The following is a 15040-nucleotide window of genomic DNA, read 5'->3' as shown; positions in this document are numbered from 1 at the left end:
TGGCAGCTCCGGGTACAAGAGAGCATCTGCAATGGCCGCCTCCGACGAATTGTTGGTCGACACCCACGCTCATATTTATCGGCGCGATCTGCCGCTTGCGGCCGGGGGGTTGCACATACCAAAAGACGATTTCGAGTTGCCGGCCTATCTCGACGCGCTCGATCGCCACGGCGTTCGCAACGGTGTGATTGCGGCGCCGAGCTTCCTTGGCACATACAATGATTACACCATCAACGCGATCCGCGGTTGTCAGCGAATCCGCGCGACTGCGATCCTTGGCCCGCAGATCGACCCCTACATCTTAAGGGAAATGAACAAGGACGGGATCGTCGGCGTGCGGCTGTCGTTTCGCGGTCGCGCCGAACTGCCGGACATCACGTCGCCCGACTACAGGATGTTCTTGCGCCGCATGGCCGATCTCGACTGGCACGTTCATCTGCATATCGAGGGACAGCGGATTCCACAGGTGCTGCCGGGGCTCGCGGCATCGCCCGCGAAGATCGTGGTGGATCACTTCGGCCGCCCCGATCCTGCCAAGGGAGAAGCATGCGAAGGCTTTCAATGCCTGTTGCGCGCACTTGACAGCGAGCGGATCTGGGTTCGTCTCTCCGGTGGATACCGGATTGGCTGCGACCCGTTGCCGCTCGCGACGCTCCTTTTGAAGGCCGGCGGCGCCTCGCACCTCGTGTGGGGCAGCGACTGGCCGTTCACGGATTTCTCCGACAAGGTGACTTATCAATCAACCATCGACAGCTTTCGTGAATGGGTTCCGGGTGCAGCAGACCGCGCGGTCATGATGCGCAATGCCGAGCGGCTCTATCATTTCGTCTGATGTGCCGGGCGTTATGGCGATCTGCTTGTCGGCGCCGGGCATAAGCGCAGCTATAGAGGCAGGTCGGACGAGCGGAAGAAGGTTGGAACTGCTGCCTGTGTGACCAGCACAGATCGAAGCATGATCGGCAGCGACGGTCGCCCTAGGTGTCGATCTCTCTGTCTTCGCGCGCGCTGGTAACGGCGCGCGTTGCGCGGACGTGCTTTTCCATGCGGCGGAAGGCGAGATCGGCGTTCTGAGCTTCGATCGCATCCGCGATCCGGGCGTGGACATTGATCGCGGCCTTGCGAACGTCCATGGTGTCGTATTCATCCGCCATGGTCGACATCGCAACGCCGAACGACATGGAAAACAGGAAGGCGGCGAGCAGATCATTGCGGCTGGCCGCGGCGACCGCATTGTGCCATTCGATATTGACGGCGGCGAACTGGGCGCGATCGGAGACGGCGGCCGCCAGGTCGGTGTTGAGCGCCCTCAGCCTTGCGACGTCGTCCAGCTTGCGCCGCTCCGCGGCGAGGCGCGCGAGCGTTGGCTCGATCGTTTCGCGCGTCTCTTGCAGAGTTCTGATCGACAGCTTGCGGCCGATGACGAACTGATTGATGAAGTGCGCCATCGATTCCTTGCCCGGCAAGGTGACGATGTTTCCGCCAAGGCGGCCATGACGGGGTCGCACCAGCCCTTCCACCGCCAGCATGCGCAGGGCTTCCCGCACCGAGCCCCGGCTCAACCCGGTCTGGCTGACCAGCTCGCGTTCTGTCGGCAGGCTTTCGCCTTCCCGGATACCGCCGCCGAGAATAGTTTCGCGCAGTTTGGCGGCGAGCACATCATAGGACTTGGGGACCGAGACGCGGGTCAGGCGCAGGTCTTTCTTGGTGCTAGGTTTTCGCATCGGCCGGTTCCTTGCCAAGTCGCTTTCCAATGTTCGAAGGCAATGTTAAATGGTAGGAGCAAATCGTTAGTTGTGCCATGATTTGAATAATGGACTTGATGCTGCGGCGCAATGGCAGGTGGAAAAGCCTCTGGGGGAAAGCAAGTGCATCGGTCTGAAGGGGAGTTGACGCGAGCGATGATGCGGTCCGTTTTGATGACTTCTTTGGTGATCGTGACCGTCTGCCTTGGGTTTGGTCTGACCGCTACGGCGCAGCCATATCCATCACGTCAGGTCACGCTGGTCGTGCCGTTTCCCGCAGGCAGTGCAACCGATGGCGTAGCCCGACGGCTGGCCGACAGCTTGAAGGATGCGACCGGTGCAACGGTGATCGTCGAAAACAAGCCGGGCGCCGACGGCAACCTGGCCGCGCTGTCGGTGTTGCGCGCCGAGCCGGACGGCTACACCGTGTTCGTGACGACGAATTCAACCCACGCGGCCAACGTCAACCTGTTCAATTCGATGCCTTACGATCCGAGATCGGATTTCGCACCGGTCGCTGGGATCATGACGATCCCGATGATGCTGACCGTGAAGCCGGATTTCCCTGCCAAGTCGGTGAGTGAGTTCATCGCGGTCGCCAAGAGCCGGGAGAAGCCCCTGGCGTTTGCGAGTGGCAATACGTCGAGCCGCGGTGCCGCTGAGCTATTCAAGTCGCGCGCGGCCATTCCAATGCAGCACGTGCCCTATCGCGGTATGCCGCAAGCGATCACCGATGTGGTCGGCGGCCAGGTCGAACTGGTTTTCGCGGATACTTCTACCGGCATGGGGCTGGTTCGCGATCGTGCGTTGCGAGCGATCGCGGTGACCGCGTCGAAGAGGCTGGCGTCCCTGCCGGACGTGCCGACAATCGCCGAGAGCGGGTTGCCGGGCTATGAGTTTGCCGCCTGGGTCGGCGTGTTTGTTCATGCCAGGACGCCGAAAGACATCGTGGCGAAGCTGAATCAGCTTGTCACGACCTTCGTCGACAATCCTGCGACAATCAGCTACCTCGGCACCATCGGTGCGGCGCCATTTCCCTCGACACCGGAGCAACTCGCAGCCTTCGCCGAAGCCGATACCAAGCGCTGGGCGGAGATCGTCGACGTGGCGAAGATGGAAAAGAAGTAGCCGCCGTTCTTCGAACAGTTGTGCGCGGACATGAGGCGGAGATTGATCTAATGTCATCCGCCCTCCAGGCGGACCAACTGCTTGCCGAAGTTCTGGCCGGCCATCATGCGAATGAAGGCGTGCGGGATGCGTTCGAAGCCTTCCACGACGTCCTCCCTGATTTGGATCGCGCCGCTGCGATGCCAAGCGGCGAGCCTTGCCAGCGCCTCCTCGCGGCGATGCCACCAGTCGAACACCACGAGTCCCTGGATCGTCGCGCGGGTGACGATCAGCCGGGAGCTCGCGCGCAGGCCGGTATCTTCCTGGTCGAAATTGTTGGCGAGCGCGATACGCCCGCAGATCACCACGCGGGCGGCGACGGCGAGATTCTTCAATACTGCGTCGTGGATCGATCCACCGGTGTTGTCGAAGAAGACGTTCACGCCGGAAGGGCATTGCGCGGCGACTGCAGCCGCCATGTCGCCCTCCGTCTTGTAGTTGATCGTCGCATCGAAGCCGATGTTGCGGCACCATGCGAGCTTATCGTCGGAGCCTGCGATGCCGACCACGCGACAGCCGGCGAGCTTGGCGATCTGGCCGACGATCTGGCCGACGGCGCCTGATGCAGCGGAAACCACGACGGTGTCGCCTGGACGCGGACGGCCGATATCGAGCAGGCCGACATAGGCGGTCAGTCCGGTCATGCCGAGCCACGAGAGCGAGGCCTGTGCCGGCGCCACGGCGGTGTCGACCTTGTTGACGCGCGATGCGCCCGGCAAGTCCGGGGTGAGGACCGACCATTCCTGCCAGCCGACATCCATCGACTCGGCGATGTCGCCGACCTTCCAGGCTGGGTGGTTGGTCTCCACGACCTCGCCGACACCGCCGCCTTGCATGACCTCACCGATCTGCACGCCCTTGGTATAGTTCGCCGACGGGCTGATGCGGCCGCGCATGTAGGGATCCACCGACAGCCACTGTGTGCGGATCAGGATTTGCCCCGGACCGGGCTTCGGGCGCGGCGCTTGCGTCAGCCTCCAGGTGCTTTCGTCGGCGGCAGCCTTAGGGTGAGACGCCAGTACCCATTGGCGATTGGTCATTGAGAACTCCGTTTCGGGATCATTACTCGCACCTCATGCAGCTTCGGTGTCCATAGTCACGTCTTTTCAAAAAATGGTCAAACCATTTGACATAAGCGCTCCGTTAGGTCCAACTTTGTTGCACGGTCGGGGAACGAGCGGCTCGTATCGAAGCCGGTCACCCTCTTACCGAACAAGCAACGCCCAACTTTCGAGGGCGCTGAAATCGCGACACTGGGAGGATTTGCGTGACGGTCGAGCTCTCCAGACAAGATGGTGTTGGCAGGGTCCGCCTCAACCGTCCGGAAAGGCTGAATGCGCTGTCGGAGGACATGAAAGAGCGTATGGCCGAGATGTTTGGCCAGCTCAATCGCGATCCGGCGATCAAGGTGGTCGTGTTGTCCGCTGTCGGTAAGAGTTTTTGCGCGAGCGGCGACGTATCGACGATGGGCCGCTTCACGCCTGTCTCGGGACGCGAGCGGTTGAAACGCGCACATCGCATGATCATCGAATTGGCCAATATCGAGAAGCCGGTGATTGCGAGCGTTCGCGGTGCGGTCGCTGGCATCGGTTGGAGCATGGCGCTGGCGTGCGACATGATCGTCGCCTCGGACACCGCGACGTTCTCGCAAGTCTTCCGCAATGTCGGGCTGTCACCGGACGGCGGTGCCGTCTATTTTCTGTCGAAGGTCATTGGCGAGTTGCGGGCGAAGGAGTTGGTTTACCGCGCCCGCAAACTCGGCGCAGAAGAAGCGCTCGGCCTTGGTCTCATCACGCGCCTTGTCAACGATGCTGAGCTCGAATCCGAGACCGAGAAGCTTGTCGGCGAGCTGATCAACGGACCTCACTTCTCATTCGGCACGACGAAGAAGATGTTCAAGCTGATGCATGTTCCAAGCCTGGAAACTTTCCTCGACGCGGAAGCCTGGGCGCAAGGCATTAACCTGGTGACCAAAGACCACAGCGAAGGGATCGAGGCCTTCCAGAGCAAGCGGCGTCCGCGATTCACTGGCGAATAGTCCGCCAGAGCAGGGAGAGCGAAATATGGGTGGCAGAACCTCGAAGCCTCTTGAACCACCTCGAGCCGACACATTCGGCTTCGCGACATGCGGCTGGCTAGCGGCCGGCATCATGGTGGCGTTGATGTTCTTGGCCCATCCGGCCCATGCGCAAAAGTATCCAAGTCAACCAGTCCGCGTTGTCGTGCCTTTCGCGGCCGGTGGCGGAACGGACGTGCTCGCACGGACGGTCGCGCAGGGCTTGAGCGAGCGATGGGGGGCGCCGGTGTTCGTGGATAACCGGCCGGGAGCGGGCTCATCGATCGGGACTGATGCTGTGGCAAAGGCCGCGCCGGATGGCTATACGCTGCTCTACACGTCGCCCGCCTATGCGATCAATCCGGCGCTCTACAAGACACTGCCCTTCGCCCAGGACGACCTCGTGCCGGTCGCAATCGTTGCGGCGGCTCCGCTCGTCCTCGCGATACATCCATCGGTTCCGGCAAACAGCATTCAGGAACTGATTTCGCTGCTGAAAGCTAATCCAAAGAAGTACAACTACGCGACCTCCGGCAACGGATCCATCCTTCACATGGCCGCCGTTCTGTTCTGCGCGATGGCGGATGTCGACGTGGTCAACATTCCTTACCGCGGAGCAGCGCCCGCGATGAATGACGTTCTGAGCGGGCAGGTCGCCTTCATTTTTGATCAAGTTTCGACCGCGGCCCAACTGATCGCCTCCCAACGGCTGAAGGGGCTCGCGGTCACGACGAGCAAGCGTTCGGCCCTGCTTCCCGATGTGCCGACGATGTCCGAGGCCGGTCTCACCGGCTACGAGGCGTACACTTGGAGCCTGGTGCTGGCGCCGCGTGGAACGCCGAAGCACATCATCAATCAACTGGCTACCGATATGAGGGCGGTGGTGCAAACGCCGGAGATGAAGAAGCGCTTTCTTGACCTGGGAGCAGAAGTCCCGGACGCGCCGCCGCCGGAGACCATCAATGAGTTTGTCGCAAGTGAGACCCGCAAGTGGGGTGAGCTCATTCGGGCCGCGAACATTACGGTGAATTGAGCGCCGGTTGCACCAGCTGACGGACCCGCTCAGATATCACAATGAGGAGACGACATGTCGATGAGGAATGAGAATGCTGAGCAAGTGCTCCAGGCAAATCATGACGTTGTCATCGTCGGGGCGGGGTTCGCAGGCATGTACATGCTGCACCGCCTGCGATCGCTCGGCCTGAAGGTGCGGGTCTTTGAGCGAGGGACGGACGTCGGCGGCACGTGGTACTGGAACCGCTATCCCGGTGCGCGCTGCGACGTGGAGAGCATGCAGTATTCCTATTCCTTCTCCGAAGAGCTGCAGCAGGAGTGGAAATGGACCGAACGCTATGCCGCCCAGCCCGAGATTCTGGCGTACGCGCGCCACGTTGCCGATCGGTTCAATCTGCGTCCTGACATCCAGTTCGAGACGAGCGTCGTCTCGATGAGTTTCGACGAGGAGTGCAACCGCTGGACCGTTACGCTCGACAGTGGGCAGGATATCACGGCAGGTTTCGTTGTTATGGCGACCGGTTCGCTCTCCAACGCGCGGACGCCTGACCTCATTGGCCTGTCGAGCTTTGAAGGCAAGACCTACCACACCGGCCAGTGGCCACATGACGGTGTCGACTTCAGCGGATTAAGGGTCGGCGTGATCGGTACGGGATCTTCGGCGATCCAGGCAATTCCGATCATTGCCGGGGAGGCCAGGCATCTCACAGTGTTCCAGCGGACACCGAATTTCAGCATCCCGGCGCACAACCACTCGCTCAGCGATGAGAAGGCTAAAGACTGGAAGGTGAACTATTCCGAGCTGCGCCGACGGGCGCGGGAGGAAAGCCGCAATGGCCTTGTGTTCGACTTTCCGACCAAGAGTGCGCTGGAGGATACGGAAGCGGATCGCTCGAAGCACTACGAGGCGAGGTGGGCGATTGGCGGGACGATCTTCACCGCGTCGTACAACGACCTCGCCATCAACAAGGCGTCTAATGATACCGCGGCCGAGTTCGTCCGGTCCAAGATCCGCGAGATCGTCAAGGATCCCGACGTCGCCAAGCTGCTGCAACCGACGACCTATCCAATCGGAACCAAGCGCATCTGTGTGGACACGAACTATTACGAGACCTTCAACCGCGACAACGTCACGCTGGTCGATATTCGCAATGCACCGATCGAGCGGATCACGCCCCGAGGCCTGATCACCGGTGGCAAGGAATACGAATTCGACGCCATCGTCTTCGCCACCGGTTTTGACGCCATGACGGGTTCGTTCGCCAAGGTCGACATTCGCGGCCGCGAGGGGATGACACTGAAACAGAAATGGGCCGAGGGTCCGAAGACCTATCTCGGGCTGATGGTCGCGGGGTTTCCCAACCTGTTTTTTGTCACCGGGCCCGGCAGCCCGTCGGTGCTGTCGAACATGGTCGTGTCGATCGAGCAGCATGTCGACTGGATCGCCGACTGTCTCGTCCAGCTGAGCCAGCGCGGCGTGGAGAGTATTGAGGCGACCGAACGGTCCGAGAGCGATTGGGTCGCGCATGTCAACGAGGTTGCGTCCAAGACGCTCTATCCGGAGGCCAACTCCTGGTACATGGGCGCGAACGTCCCCGGCAAGCCACGGGTCTTCATGCCCTATATCGGTGGCGTCAATATGTATCGGCTGAAATGCCGGGAGGTCGCGAACAGGGGCTACGAGGGGTTCGAGCTCCGGACCATTGCAGGCACCTCCCAGTCGCGCAGAGCCGTAAAGAAGGGCTGAGCGCCGCCCCCGCCGTCATCGCGAGCGAAGCGAAGCAATCCAGCGCTGAGCCTGCTGCGACCCCAGCGCTGGATTGCTTCGGGCCGCGCCCTCGCAATGACGGGGGACTGCACAATATTCGCCATTCACCCGGAGCGATACGCACAGGATCTTCACAGGAAATTCTTTTTTTCCGAAATTGCTCTTGCCTTCATTCCTATCCGCAGTACCATACCTCTGTCCCGCTCCGATGGAGGGGCGCGTCGCGATCGTCTATCGATGCGGAGCGGGATGCGGTGGCCGTTACGATACCGGGCCATAGGCGAGCGAAGCGACGCCGTTCTTCGAACGGCTATGGAAAGCGCCGGAGAAATCCGTGTGATGCCTAAAGGCAGTTGACGCCGGTAACACGGACGGACGGCCCAAGTGCATGCCCGGGCGACAGTTCGCACGAACTGGGCGAAGCCGGCGAAAGCGGTGAGTCCCGGGAGCATGTAGCAAGCCGTTCAAGAACCATCGCGTGCGGAACGCCGGCGCTAGGGCCTGCGTCCGTGGTGACCACCACTCACGTGCTTTCTTTCACTGCACGTGGGGCTGCGGGTGCAGCTCAACGCCCAAGCGTTCCGCACGCCCTCTTCAGGCGAAGGAGAGCGCCAGACGACCGGCAAGCCCCAGGCCGGACACGAACAGGGGGCGATAAGTCGTGTCCCGCGCCCGGCGTAGCCCGCAGGGCGAAGCCGGTGCTGTTTGACAATTGAATGCGCTTGTCGTTGCCGAGCGTTTGGCCCGGCAACGACAAGAAGGGAGGCGCCGCCTCGCAATCCAGACGGCGAAGCGCGATCGCAGCCGATGCAATCTGCGCAACGCATGATGGCGTCAGGGGACGAGCACGACGCGGCCGACGACCTTGCCTTGGCGCAGATCGTCGAGAGCGCTCGACGCGGCTGCGAGGGGACGGCGATCGAGCGGCATTGCAGGCAGGCCGCTGACCTTCACCATCTCCACAAGTTCGCGGAGCTCGGTCGGGCTTCCGACGTAGCTGCCCTGGATGGTTATCGATTTCATGGGCACCATCGGCACCGACAACATCGTTTCGCCTCCGATCAGGCCGACGATGATCAGCTTGCCGCCTTTCTCGAGCAGGTCGATGCCGAGCGAAGCGGTTTCACCGCTGCCGACGAGATCGAGGATAAGCCGCACGGGTCGACCGGTGGCGTCGCGGATCATTTGCGCCGCATTCGGTGCGCGCGGGTCGATCGCAGCGATCGCGCCCGCCTTGAGTGCCTCTTCGCGCTTGCGCTGATCGATCTCGACGACGACCGCCCCGTGGCCCTTCATCATCTGGAGGACGCCGAGGGACATCAGGCCAAGTCCGCCGGCGCCGAAGATCACCACCGGTGACTGTTGCAGGGCGGCGCCGAACTTTTTCAGAGCGCTGTAAGTGGTAAGGCCCGAACAGACCAGGGGCGCTGCCGCCACCGGATCCAGGTCGCCGATGTCGACGAGATAGCGTGGGTGAGGCACGGTGACCAGATCCGCGTAGCCGCCGTTGCAGTTGACGCCTAGGAAACGCGGTTTCGCACATAGGTGTTCGTCGCCTGCCAGGCATTGCTCGCAGTCGCCGCAGCCGATCCAGGAGCAGGCGAGCACCTTCGCGCCAAGCTTGACGTCCTTCGCGTCTGGTCCGATCCGGAAAACCTCGCCGGCAGTCTCGTGACCCGGTGTCAGGGGGAATTTTATTCGCTCGGCGAAGGACAGCTTCTTGCCGCCGCCGAGGTCATAGTGGCCTTCCCAGATGTGAACGTCACTGTGACACACGCCGGCGCCACGGACTTTGACGATCACCTCTGTGCCCACCGGCTCAGGCGCGGGCTGATCGTGCTTCGCGAGAGGCTGGCCGAAGGCCGTGAGTTGATAGCAACGCATGTTTACCTTGCTCATGGGCGTCTCCGGTTGGTTCTTGTCCTGCAGTATCTCACGTCCGAATGGCTGCGATCCGCGCCGATGCAGCCAGTCCGGGCTTCGAGATGCTGCGAGGCGGCGATCTAATGCCGCAGCCGCGCGCAAGGACAATACAACTGCAACTATATTGTCAATTGGTTTGACCAAATAGCAGACTGGTGTTTAAGTCCTGGAAATCGGCCTCCCCGAGCCAGGCGGCAGCGCTTGGGATCTGGGAACGAAGAACAAGGCGGAGAGGGAACGATGTCAGGAAGGCACTTGGGTACGACGGCTGCCGCGCTGGCGCTGGCGCTGCTGTCGGGCACCGGCACGTCAGTCAGCGTCCGCGCGCAGGATGCAAAGCCCTTCAAGATCGGTCACTTGAGCGATCTCTCCGGCATGGTCGTCGACCTGTCCGGTCCAGGCACGACCACGAGCATGCGCATGGCCGTCGAGGACTTCGGCGGCAAGGTTTTGGGCCGTCCGATCGAGCTCGTGACGGGTGACCATCTCAACAAGCCCGACATCGGTATCAGTCTCGCGCGCAAGTTCTATGATGAAGGTGTGCACGCGATCTTTGACGTCGGCATCACCAGCGTCGCGCTGGGTGTGCAGCAGCTCGCAAGAGAGAAGAATCGCGCCGTCATCTTCCTGTCCACCTCCAGCGCCGATCTGACCGGCAAGAACTGCAGCCCCAACGGCATCCACTGGACTTATGACAACTACAGCCAAGCCAACGGCGCCGTGCGCGGCGCACAGGAGAGGGGTGGCAAGAGCTGGTACTTTCTGACCGTCGATTATGCGTTCGGTGTCAATTCCGAACGCGATGCTACGGCGATGGTCAAGGCCGGCGGCGGCAGCGTGATCGGCTCCGCGCGTCATCCGTTCGAGACGACCGACTTCTCCTCCGATCTGTTGAAGGCCCAGAGTTCCGGCGCGCAGGTGATCGGACTTGCGACAACCACTGTACACATCGCCAACATTGTCAAACAGTCGGACGATTTCGGCATTCGCGCCAATCAAACCATCGCGCCGCTCAGCCTGACACTGCACGACGTCAAGGCGATGGGCTTGAAGACGGCCCAGGGAATCGTCTCGAGCAATCCATTCTATTGGGACGAAAACGACCAGACGCGCGCCTTCGCCAAGCGCTACTTCGAGCGGTTCAAGAAGTACCCCAACGAGGTGCAGGCGAGTGCCTATGGGGCTGTGATGCATTATCTCAATGCGGTGAAGGCAGTCGGTTCGGAAGACACGACGGCAATCCTTGCGAAGATGAAGGAAACGCCGATCAACGACTTCATGACCAAGGACGGCACGATTCGTGTTGATGGCCGCGTTCTGCGCGAACTGAAGGTCCTGCAGGTCAAGAAGCCGGACGAATCGAAGGGCGAGTGGGATCTCTACAAGATTGTCGGCACCATTCCCGCGAATGAAGCTTTCGGACCGGCGGATCCCTCCGCCTGTCCCCTCGTCAAGTAGATGCAATGTCGGCGCTGGGCGCCGACGTCTTGATGGAAGCGCACGACAGACCATGCCCGATCCGATCCTGCAAGCCTCAGGTTTGACAAAGGAGTTCGCCGGCTTCCGTGCTGTCGACGACGTTTATCTGTCGGTCGAGAGGGGAACGATTCATGCGTTGATCGGACCCAATGGAGCCGGAAAGACCACGTGCTTCAATCTGGTCACAAAGTTTCTCGTGCCGACGAGCGGCCGGCTTGCCTTCAACGGCCATGACATCACGAGACTCGCCCCGGCCACCGTCGCGCGTCTTGGAATGGTCCGCAGCTTTCAGATTTCGGCGACCTTCGCCAACCTGACGCTATTGGAAAACGTGCGGCTTGCATTGTTGCGCGCCAGCGGTCGGCCGTATCGCTTCTGGCGCAGCGAAACATCGCTGCGCCAGTTTGACGGCCGCGCCCACGAGCTGCTGGCGATGGTCAATCTGGACAAGCTGGCGAATCTCACCGCAGGTGAGCTCTCCTATGGGCGCAAGCGTGCGCTCGAGATCGTCACAACCCTGGCCCTGGGCCCCGAACTGCTGCTTCTCGACGAACCGACGTCCGGCATGGGGCACGAGGATATTGCGCCTATCTCTGATCTCATACGCAGCATCGCCAGGACCTGCACGGTCCTCATGGTCGAGCATAACCTGCAGGTCGTAGCGTCATTGTCCGACCGCATCACGGTCCTGGCTCGCGGCAAGGTGCTTGCCGAAGGCACCTATGCGGAGGTGTCGGCAAACAGCGACGTCATGGCCGCCTATCTCGGGCGAAAGGCCGCCGCCAATGCCTGAGACAGTGCTGCCTTTGCTGTCGCTCCGCGACGTTTGCGCCAACTACGGTCCCTCGCGGGCATTGCATGGCGTGACGCTCGACGTTCACTCCGGCGAGCTTGTGACCCTTGTCGGACGCAACGGTGCCGGCAAAACCACCACGCTGAAGGCGATCGCCGGGCTAATGCGCGATCGGACGGGATCGATCGCGATCGGCGGTGCCGAGACGATCCGCCTTGCGCCGGAGAAGATTGCGCGACTGGGTGCCGCTTACTGTCCCGAGGAGCGTGGCATTTTCGCGAGCCTCTCGGTTGAGGAGAATCTGCTCCTGCCGCCGGTCTTGCACCAGAGCGGCTATTCGGCCGACGACATCTATCAGCTCTTTCCGAGACTCTACGAGCGCCGCTCCAGCCAGGGCACAAAACTCTCAGGCGGTGAGCAGCAAATCCTTGCTATCGCGCGCATCCTGCGCACAGGTGCAAAGCTCTTGCTGCTGGACGAGCCGACCGAGGGGCTCGCGCCCGTGATCGTCGATCAGATCGGCGACATCGTCCGGATCCTGAGACAACGTGGTTTCACGATTCTGCTCGTCGAACAGAACTTCGAGTTTGCCTCGCAGCTCGCCGACCGGATCTATGTTGTCGAGAACGGGCGCGTCGTAGAGCATTTCAGCGCCGACGAGGCACGATCGCAACCCGATCGGCTTCGGGCCTATTTGAGCGTTTGAGGCCCGGCGATGCTTGATCTTCCCGCACCTGCTCTATTCGGTCAGCTGCTGCTCGGCGCCATTAACGGCGCCTTCTATGCCCTGTTGAGTCTCGGCCTGGCGGTGATCTTCGGCCTGCTGCACGTGGTCAATTTCGCACACGGGGCCCAGTACGCGTTGGGTGCATTCTGCGCCTACCTGCTCCTCAAGTTCGCGGGCGTGCCCTATTGGGGTGCGCTGATTCTGTCGCCGCTGATTGTCGGGCTGCTCGGATCTGCGTTCGAGCGCTTGTTTCTGCGGCGCCTGTACGACGTCGACAACATCTACCAGCTTCTGCTGACCTTCAGCCTCGCGTTGATCATCGAGGGCACTCTGCGCGCGTTGTTCGGCTCCTCCGGATTTCCGTACGAGAATCCGCTGCCGGGCGGGATCAATCTCGGCTTCATGTTCATGCCCTACTATCGCGCCTGGGTCGTCGCGGTCTCGATCGTGCTTTGCGTCGCCACCTGGCTGGTGATCGAGAAGACCAAGCTCGGCTCGTATCTGCGCGCAGCCACCGAACGACCGGATCTGGTGCGTACGTTCGGCATCAACGTTCCGTTGATGGTCACCGTCACCTATGGCGCAGGCGCGGCGCTTGCCGCCTTCGCGGGCGTGCTTGCTGCGCCGATCTACCAGGTCAATCCCGGCATGGGCGCCAATCTTCTCATCATCGTCTTTGCGGTCGTGGTGATCGGCGGGATGGGGTCTTTGATGGGCTCGGTGGTCGCCGGCTTCGGACTCGGCCTGCTCGAGGGATTGACCAAGCTCGTCTATCCGACGGCGTCATCAACGGTGATCTTCGTGGTCATGGCTCTGGTCCTCTTGCTCAGGCCCGCAGGTCTTGCCGGACGGGAGGTGCATTGATGCCACGCATTTCGCTCAATCCCGCTGCCGCCATATTTCTCGCCTTGCTTGCGTTCGGCCTCGTTGGACCGCTGCTTGTCTATCCGGTCTTCCTGATGAAGGTGATGTGCTTCGCTTTGTTTGCGAGCGCCTTTAATCTGTTGATCGGCTATGTCGGTCTGCTCGCCTTTGGCCATGCCATGTTCTTCGGTGGTGCGGCCTATGTCACGGGCTACCTGCTCAAGGTCGCTGGCTGGCCTGCTGAAGTGAGCATACTCGCCGGCGCTACTGCGGCTGCCGTGCTCGGCGTCATCACAGGGCTTCTGGCGATCGGGCGCCAGGGCATATACTTCGCTATGATCACGCTGGCGCTGGCGCAGATGTTCTTCTTTTTCTGCGTGCAGGCGCCGTTCACCGGCGGTGAGAACGGACTTACCGCCATTCCGCGCGGCCACTTGTTCGGCCTTCTCGACCTCAGCGACGACGTCTCGCTCTATTACGTGGTGTTCGCGATCGTGGCCAGCGGGATATTCCTGATCTACCGGACCATTCATTCGCCCTTCGGCCAGGTGCTCAAGGGCATCCGCGACAACGAGCCACGCGCGATCTCGCTCGGATATGACGTCAATCGCTTCAAGCTGATCGCCTTCACCATCTCGGCGTTCGTCTCCGGGCTTGCCGGAGCCCTGAAGGCTATCGTGCTTCAGCTCGCGACGCTGGTGGACGTTTCGTGGACGACGTCCGGCGAGGTGGTGCTCATGACCCTGATGGGCGGCATCGGCACGGTGGTCGGGCCAATTCTGGGCGCGGCGGTGATCATCACGATGCAAAACTATCTGACCGGTTTCGCCGAATGGGTGGTCACCATCCAGGGCCTGGTCTTTTTCTTCACCGTGCTGATCTTCCGGCGCGGCATCGCGGGCGAGGCCGAGCGGATCTACCGCAATTTCCGATTGCGCGCCGTTTCGCCGCCGCGCTCGGAAAAGACCGGCCGGCAGGACGCCGTCGCGCCCCGCAATGCCGCCTAGACAATGCACATATTTGGTCAAACCATTTGACAAATCTAGAAGGCGAGCTCAGTAAGTGCGCAACAGCAAAGGCAACGGTCCGTTCAAGTGAAACGCATCGACAAAGTCATCATCAGCTGCGCCGTCACCGGCTCGATCCACACCCCGACCATGTCGGAAGCATTGCCGGTGTCAGCCGCCCAGATCGCCGAACAGGCGATCGATGCCGCGCGGGCAGGCGCCGCGATCCTACATTTGCACGCGCGCAAGGAAGAGGACGGCGCGCCGACGCAGGATCCCGCGGCGTTCAGGAGGTTCCTGCCGGACATCAAGCAAAACTGCGATGCAGTGGTGAACATCACGACCGGCGGCGGGCTCGGCATGAGCCTCGACGACCGGCTCGCTGCGGCTAAGGCGTTGAAGCCAGAGCTTGCCTCGATGAACATGGGTTCGCTGAACTTCGGGCTGTTCCCGGCCGCCAGCAAGTTCAAAGAATTCAAGCATGACTGGGAACGTCCCTA

The 15040-nt window shown here is 61.5% G+C and carries 14 protein-coding genes; 11 read left to right on the top strand and 3 right to left on the bottom strand.

Features of this window, described 5'->3' with window-relative positions:
• Window positions 1–31 precede the first annotated feature (31 nt).
• Complete coding sequence (locus RCO31_RS29965; RefSeq protein ID WP_308971988.1) at window positions 32–832, top strand: amidohydrolase family protein; 801 nt, start codon at window positions 32–34, stop codon at window positions 830–832.
• A 142-nt stretch (window positions 833–974) separates the two neighbouring features.
• Here RCO31_RS29965 and RCO31_RS29960 read toward each other — a convergent pair whose 3' ends face one another.
• On the bottom strand, window positions 975–1721 hold the full coding sequence (locus RCO31_RS29960; RefSeq protein ID WP_308971987.1) for an FCD domain-containing protein: 747 nt from the start codon (window positions 1719–1721) through the stop codon (window positions 975–977).
• Window positions 1722–1916: 195 nt separating this feature from the next.
• On the opposite strand from RCO31_RS29960, the gene RCO31_RS29955 reads away from it, so the two are divergent.
• Window positions 1917–2870, top strand: a complete 954-nt coding sequence (locus tag RCO31_RS29955) for a tripartite tricarboxylate transporter substrate binding protein (RefSeq protein WP_308971986.1) — start codon at window positions 1917–1919, stop codon at window positions 2868–2870.
• Between the two features lie 53 nt (window positions 2871–2923).
• On the opposite strand, the gene RCO31_RS29950 is transcribed toward RCO31_RS29955, so the two are convergent.
• Window positions 2924–3949, bottom strand: coding sequence for an NADP-dependent oxidoreductase (locus RCO31_RS29950; RefSeq protein WP_308971985.1), 1026 nt, complete (start codon window positions 3947–3949; stop codon window positions 2924–2926).
• Between the two features lie 227 nt (window positions 3950–4176).
• On the opposite strand from RCO31_RS29950, the gene RCO31_RS29945 reads away from it, so the two are divergent.
• Genes RCO31_RS29945 through RCO31_RS29935 form a run of 3 tightly spaced genes read left to right on the top strand, consistent with a single transcriptional unit; the run spans window position 4177 to window position 7726 of the window.
• Window positions 4177–4947: an enoyl-CoA hydratase-related protein gene (locus tag RCO31_RS29945; protein WP_308971984.1), complete on the top strand. Its 771-nt coding sequence runs from the start codon at window positions 4177–4179 to the stop codon at window positions 4945–4947.
• A gap of 25 nt (window positions 4948–4972) precedes the next feature.
• Window positions 4973–5998 carry a tripartite tricarboxylate transporter substrate binding protein gene (locus tag RCO31_RS29940; protein ID WP_308971983.1) on the top strand — a complete coding sequence of 342 codons (1026 nt, stop codon included), beginning with the start codon at window positions 4973–4975 and terminating at the stop codon, window positions 5996–5998.
• Window positions 5999–6052: 54 nt separating this feature from the next.
• A complete protein-coding gene (locus RCO31_RS29935) occupies window positions 6053–7726 on the top strand; it encodes a flavin-containing monooxygenase (RefSeq protein ID WP_374991552.1) in 1674 nt (557 codons plus the stop codon).
• Between the two features lie 855 nt (window positions 7727–8581).
• Here RCO31_RS29935 and RCO31_RS29930 read toward each other — a convergent pair.
• Entirely contained in the window at window positions 8582–9631 is a 1050-nt protein-coding gene (locus tag RCO31_RS29930) for an alcohol dehydrogenase (RefSeq protein ID WP_308972040.1), read from the bottom strand.
• 279 nt (window positions 9632–9910) lie between these two features.
• On the opposite strand from RCO31_RS29930, the gene RCO31_RS29925 reads away from it, so the two are divergent.
• From RCO31_RS29925 to RCO31_RS29900, 6 genes are all read left to right on the top strand, one after another.
• Window positions 9911–11128: an ABC transporter substrate-binding protein gene (locus RCO31_RS29925; RefSeq protein ID WP_308971982.1), complete on the top strand. Its 1218-nt coding sequence runs from the start codon at window positions 9911–9913 to the stop codon at window positions 11126–11128.
• 52 nt (window positions 11129–11180) lie between these two features.
• On the top strand, window positions 11181–11942 hold the full coding sequence (locus tag RCO31_RS29920) for an ABC transporter ATP-binding protein (RefSeq protein ID WP_308971981.1): 762 nt from the start codon (window positions 11181–11183) through the stop codon (window positions 11940–11942).
• A complete protein-coding gene (locus RCO31_RS29915; protein WP_308971980.1) occupies window positions 11935–12648 on the top strand; it encodes an ABC transporter ATP-binding protein in 714 nt (237 codons plus the stop codon). The genes RCO31_RS29920 and RCO31_RS29915 overlap by 8 nt, the downstream gene beginning before the upstream one ends.
• Before the next feature lie 9 nt (window positions 12649–12657).
• Window positions 12658–13533, top strand: coding sequence for a branched-chain amino acid ABC transporter permease (locus RCO31_RS29910; protein WP_308971979.1), 876 nt, complete (start codon window positions 12658–12660; stop codon window positions 13531–13533).
• Window positions 13533–14540 (top strand): branched-chain amino acid ABC transporter permease, encoded by a 1008-nt coding sequence (locus RCO31_RS29905; RefSeq protein ID WP_308971978.1) that lies wholly within the window; start codon window positions 13533–13535, stop codon window positions 14538–14540. The genes RCO31_RS29910 and RCO31_RS29905 overlap by 1 nt, the downstream gene beginning before the upstream one ends.
• Window positions 14541–14690: 150 nt before the next feature.
• On the top strand, window positions 14691–15040 hold a 350-nt coding region (locus RCO31_RS29900; protein ID WP_308972039.1), incomplete at its 3' end, for a 3-keto-5-aminohexanoate cleavage protein.

This window comes from Bradyrhizobium sp. LHD-71 (assembly GCF_031157255.1).
In the GTDB taxonomy this organism is placed as follows: domain Bacteria; phylum Pseudomonadota; class Alphaproteobacteria; order Rhizobiales; family Xanthobacteraceae; genus P52-10.
The sequence above is the reverse complement of the archived record's forward strand: the minus strand, read 5'-3'. Positions and strand labels throughout refer to the sequence as shown.

What these genes read in the sequence shown, in the direction of transcription:
- RCO31_RS29930 (WP_308972040.1), bottom strand. Translation starts at nt 9,631, where the DNA reads ATGCGTTGCTATCAACTCACGGCCTTCGGCCAGCCTCTCGCGAAGCAC.
- RCO31_RS29960 (WP_308971987.1), bottom strand. Translation starts at nt 1,721, where the DNA reads ATGCGAAAACCTAGCACCAAGAAAGACCTGCGCCTGACCCGCGTCTCG.
- RCO31_RS29955 (WP_308971986.1), top strand. Translation starts at nt 1,917, where the DNA reads ATGACTTCTTTGGTGATCGTGACCGTCTGCCTTGGGTTTGGTCTGACC.
- RCO31_RS29915 (WP_308971980.1), top strand. Translation starts at nt 11,935, where the DNA reads ATGCCTGAGACAGTGCTGCCTTTGCTGTCGCTCCGCGACGTTTGCGCC.
- RCO31_RS29925 (WP_308971982.1), top strand. Translation starts at nt 9,911, where the DNA reads ATGTCAGGAAGGCACTTGGGTACGACGGCTGCCGCGCTGGCGCTGGCG.
- RCO31_RS29910 (WP_308971979.1), top strand. Translation starts at nt 12,658, where the DNA reads ATGCTTGATCTTCCCGCACCTGCTCTATTCGGTCAGCTGCTGCTCGGC.
- RCO31_RS29905 (WP_308971978.1), top strand. Translation starts at nt 13,533, where the DNA reads ATGCCACGCATTTCGCTCAATCCCGCTGCCGCCATATTTCTCGCCTTG.
- RCO31_RS29965 (WP_308971988.1), top strand. Translation starts at nt 32, where the DNA reads ATGGCCGCCTCCGACGAATTGTTGGTCGACACCCACGCTCATATTTAT.
- RCO31_RS29935 (WP_374991552.1), top strand. Translation starts at nt 6,053, where the DNA reads ATGTCGATGAGGAATGAGAATGCTGAGCAAGTGCTCCAGGCAAATCAT.
- RCO31_RS29950 (WP_308971985.1), bottom strand. Translation starts at nt 3,949, where the DNA reads ATGACCAATCGCCAATGGGTACTGGCGTCTCACCCTAAGGCTGCCGCC.
- RCO31_RS29940 (WP_308971983.1), top strand. Translation starts at nt 4,973, where the DNA reads ATGGGTGGCAGAACCTCGAAGCCTCTTGAACCACCTCGAGCCGACACA.
- RCO31_RS29920 (WP_308971981.1), top strand. Translation starts at nt 11,181, where the DNA reads ATGCCCGATCCGATCCTGCAAGCCTCAGGTTTGACAAAGGAGTTCGCC.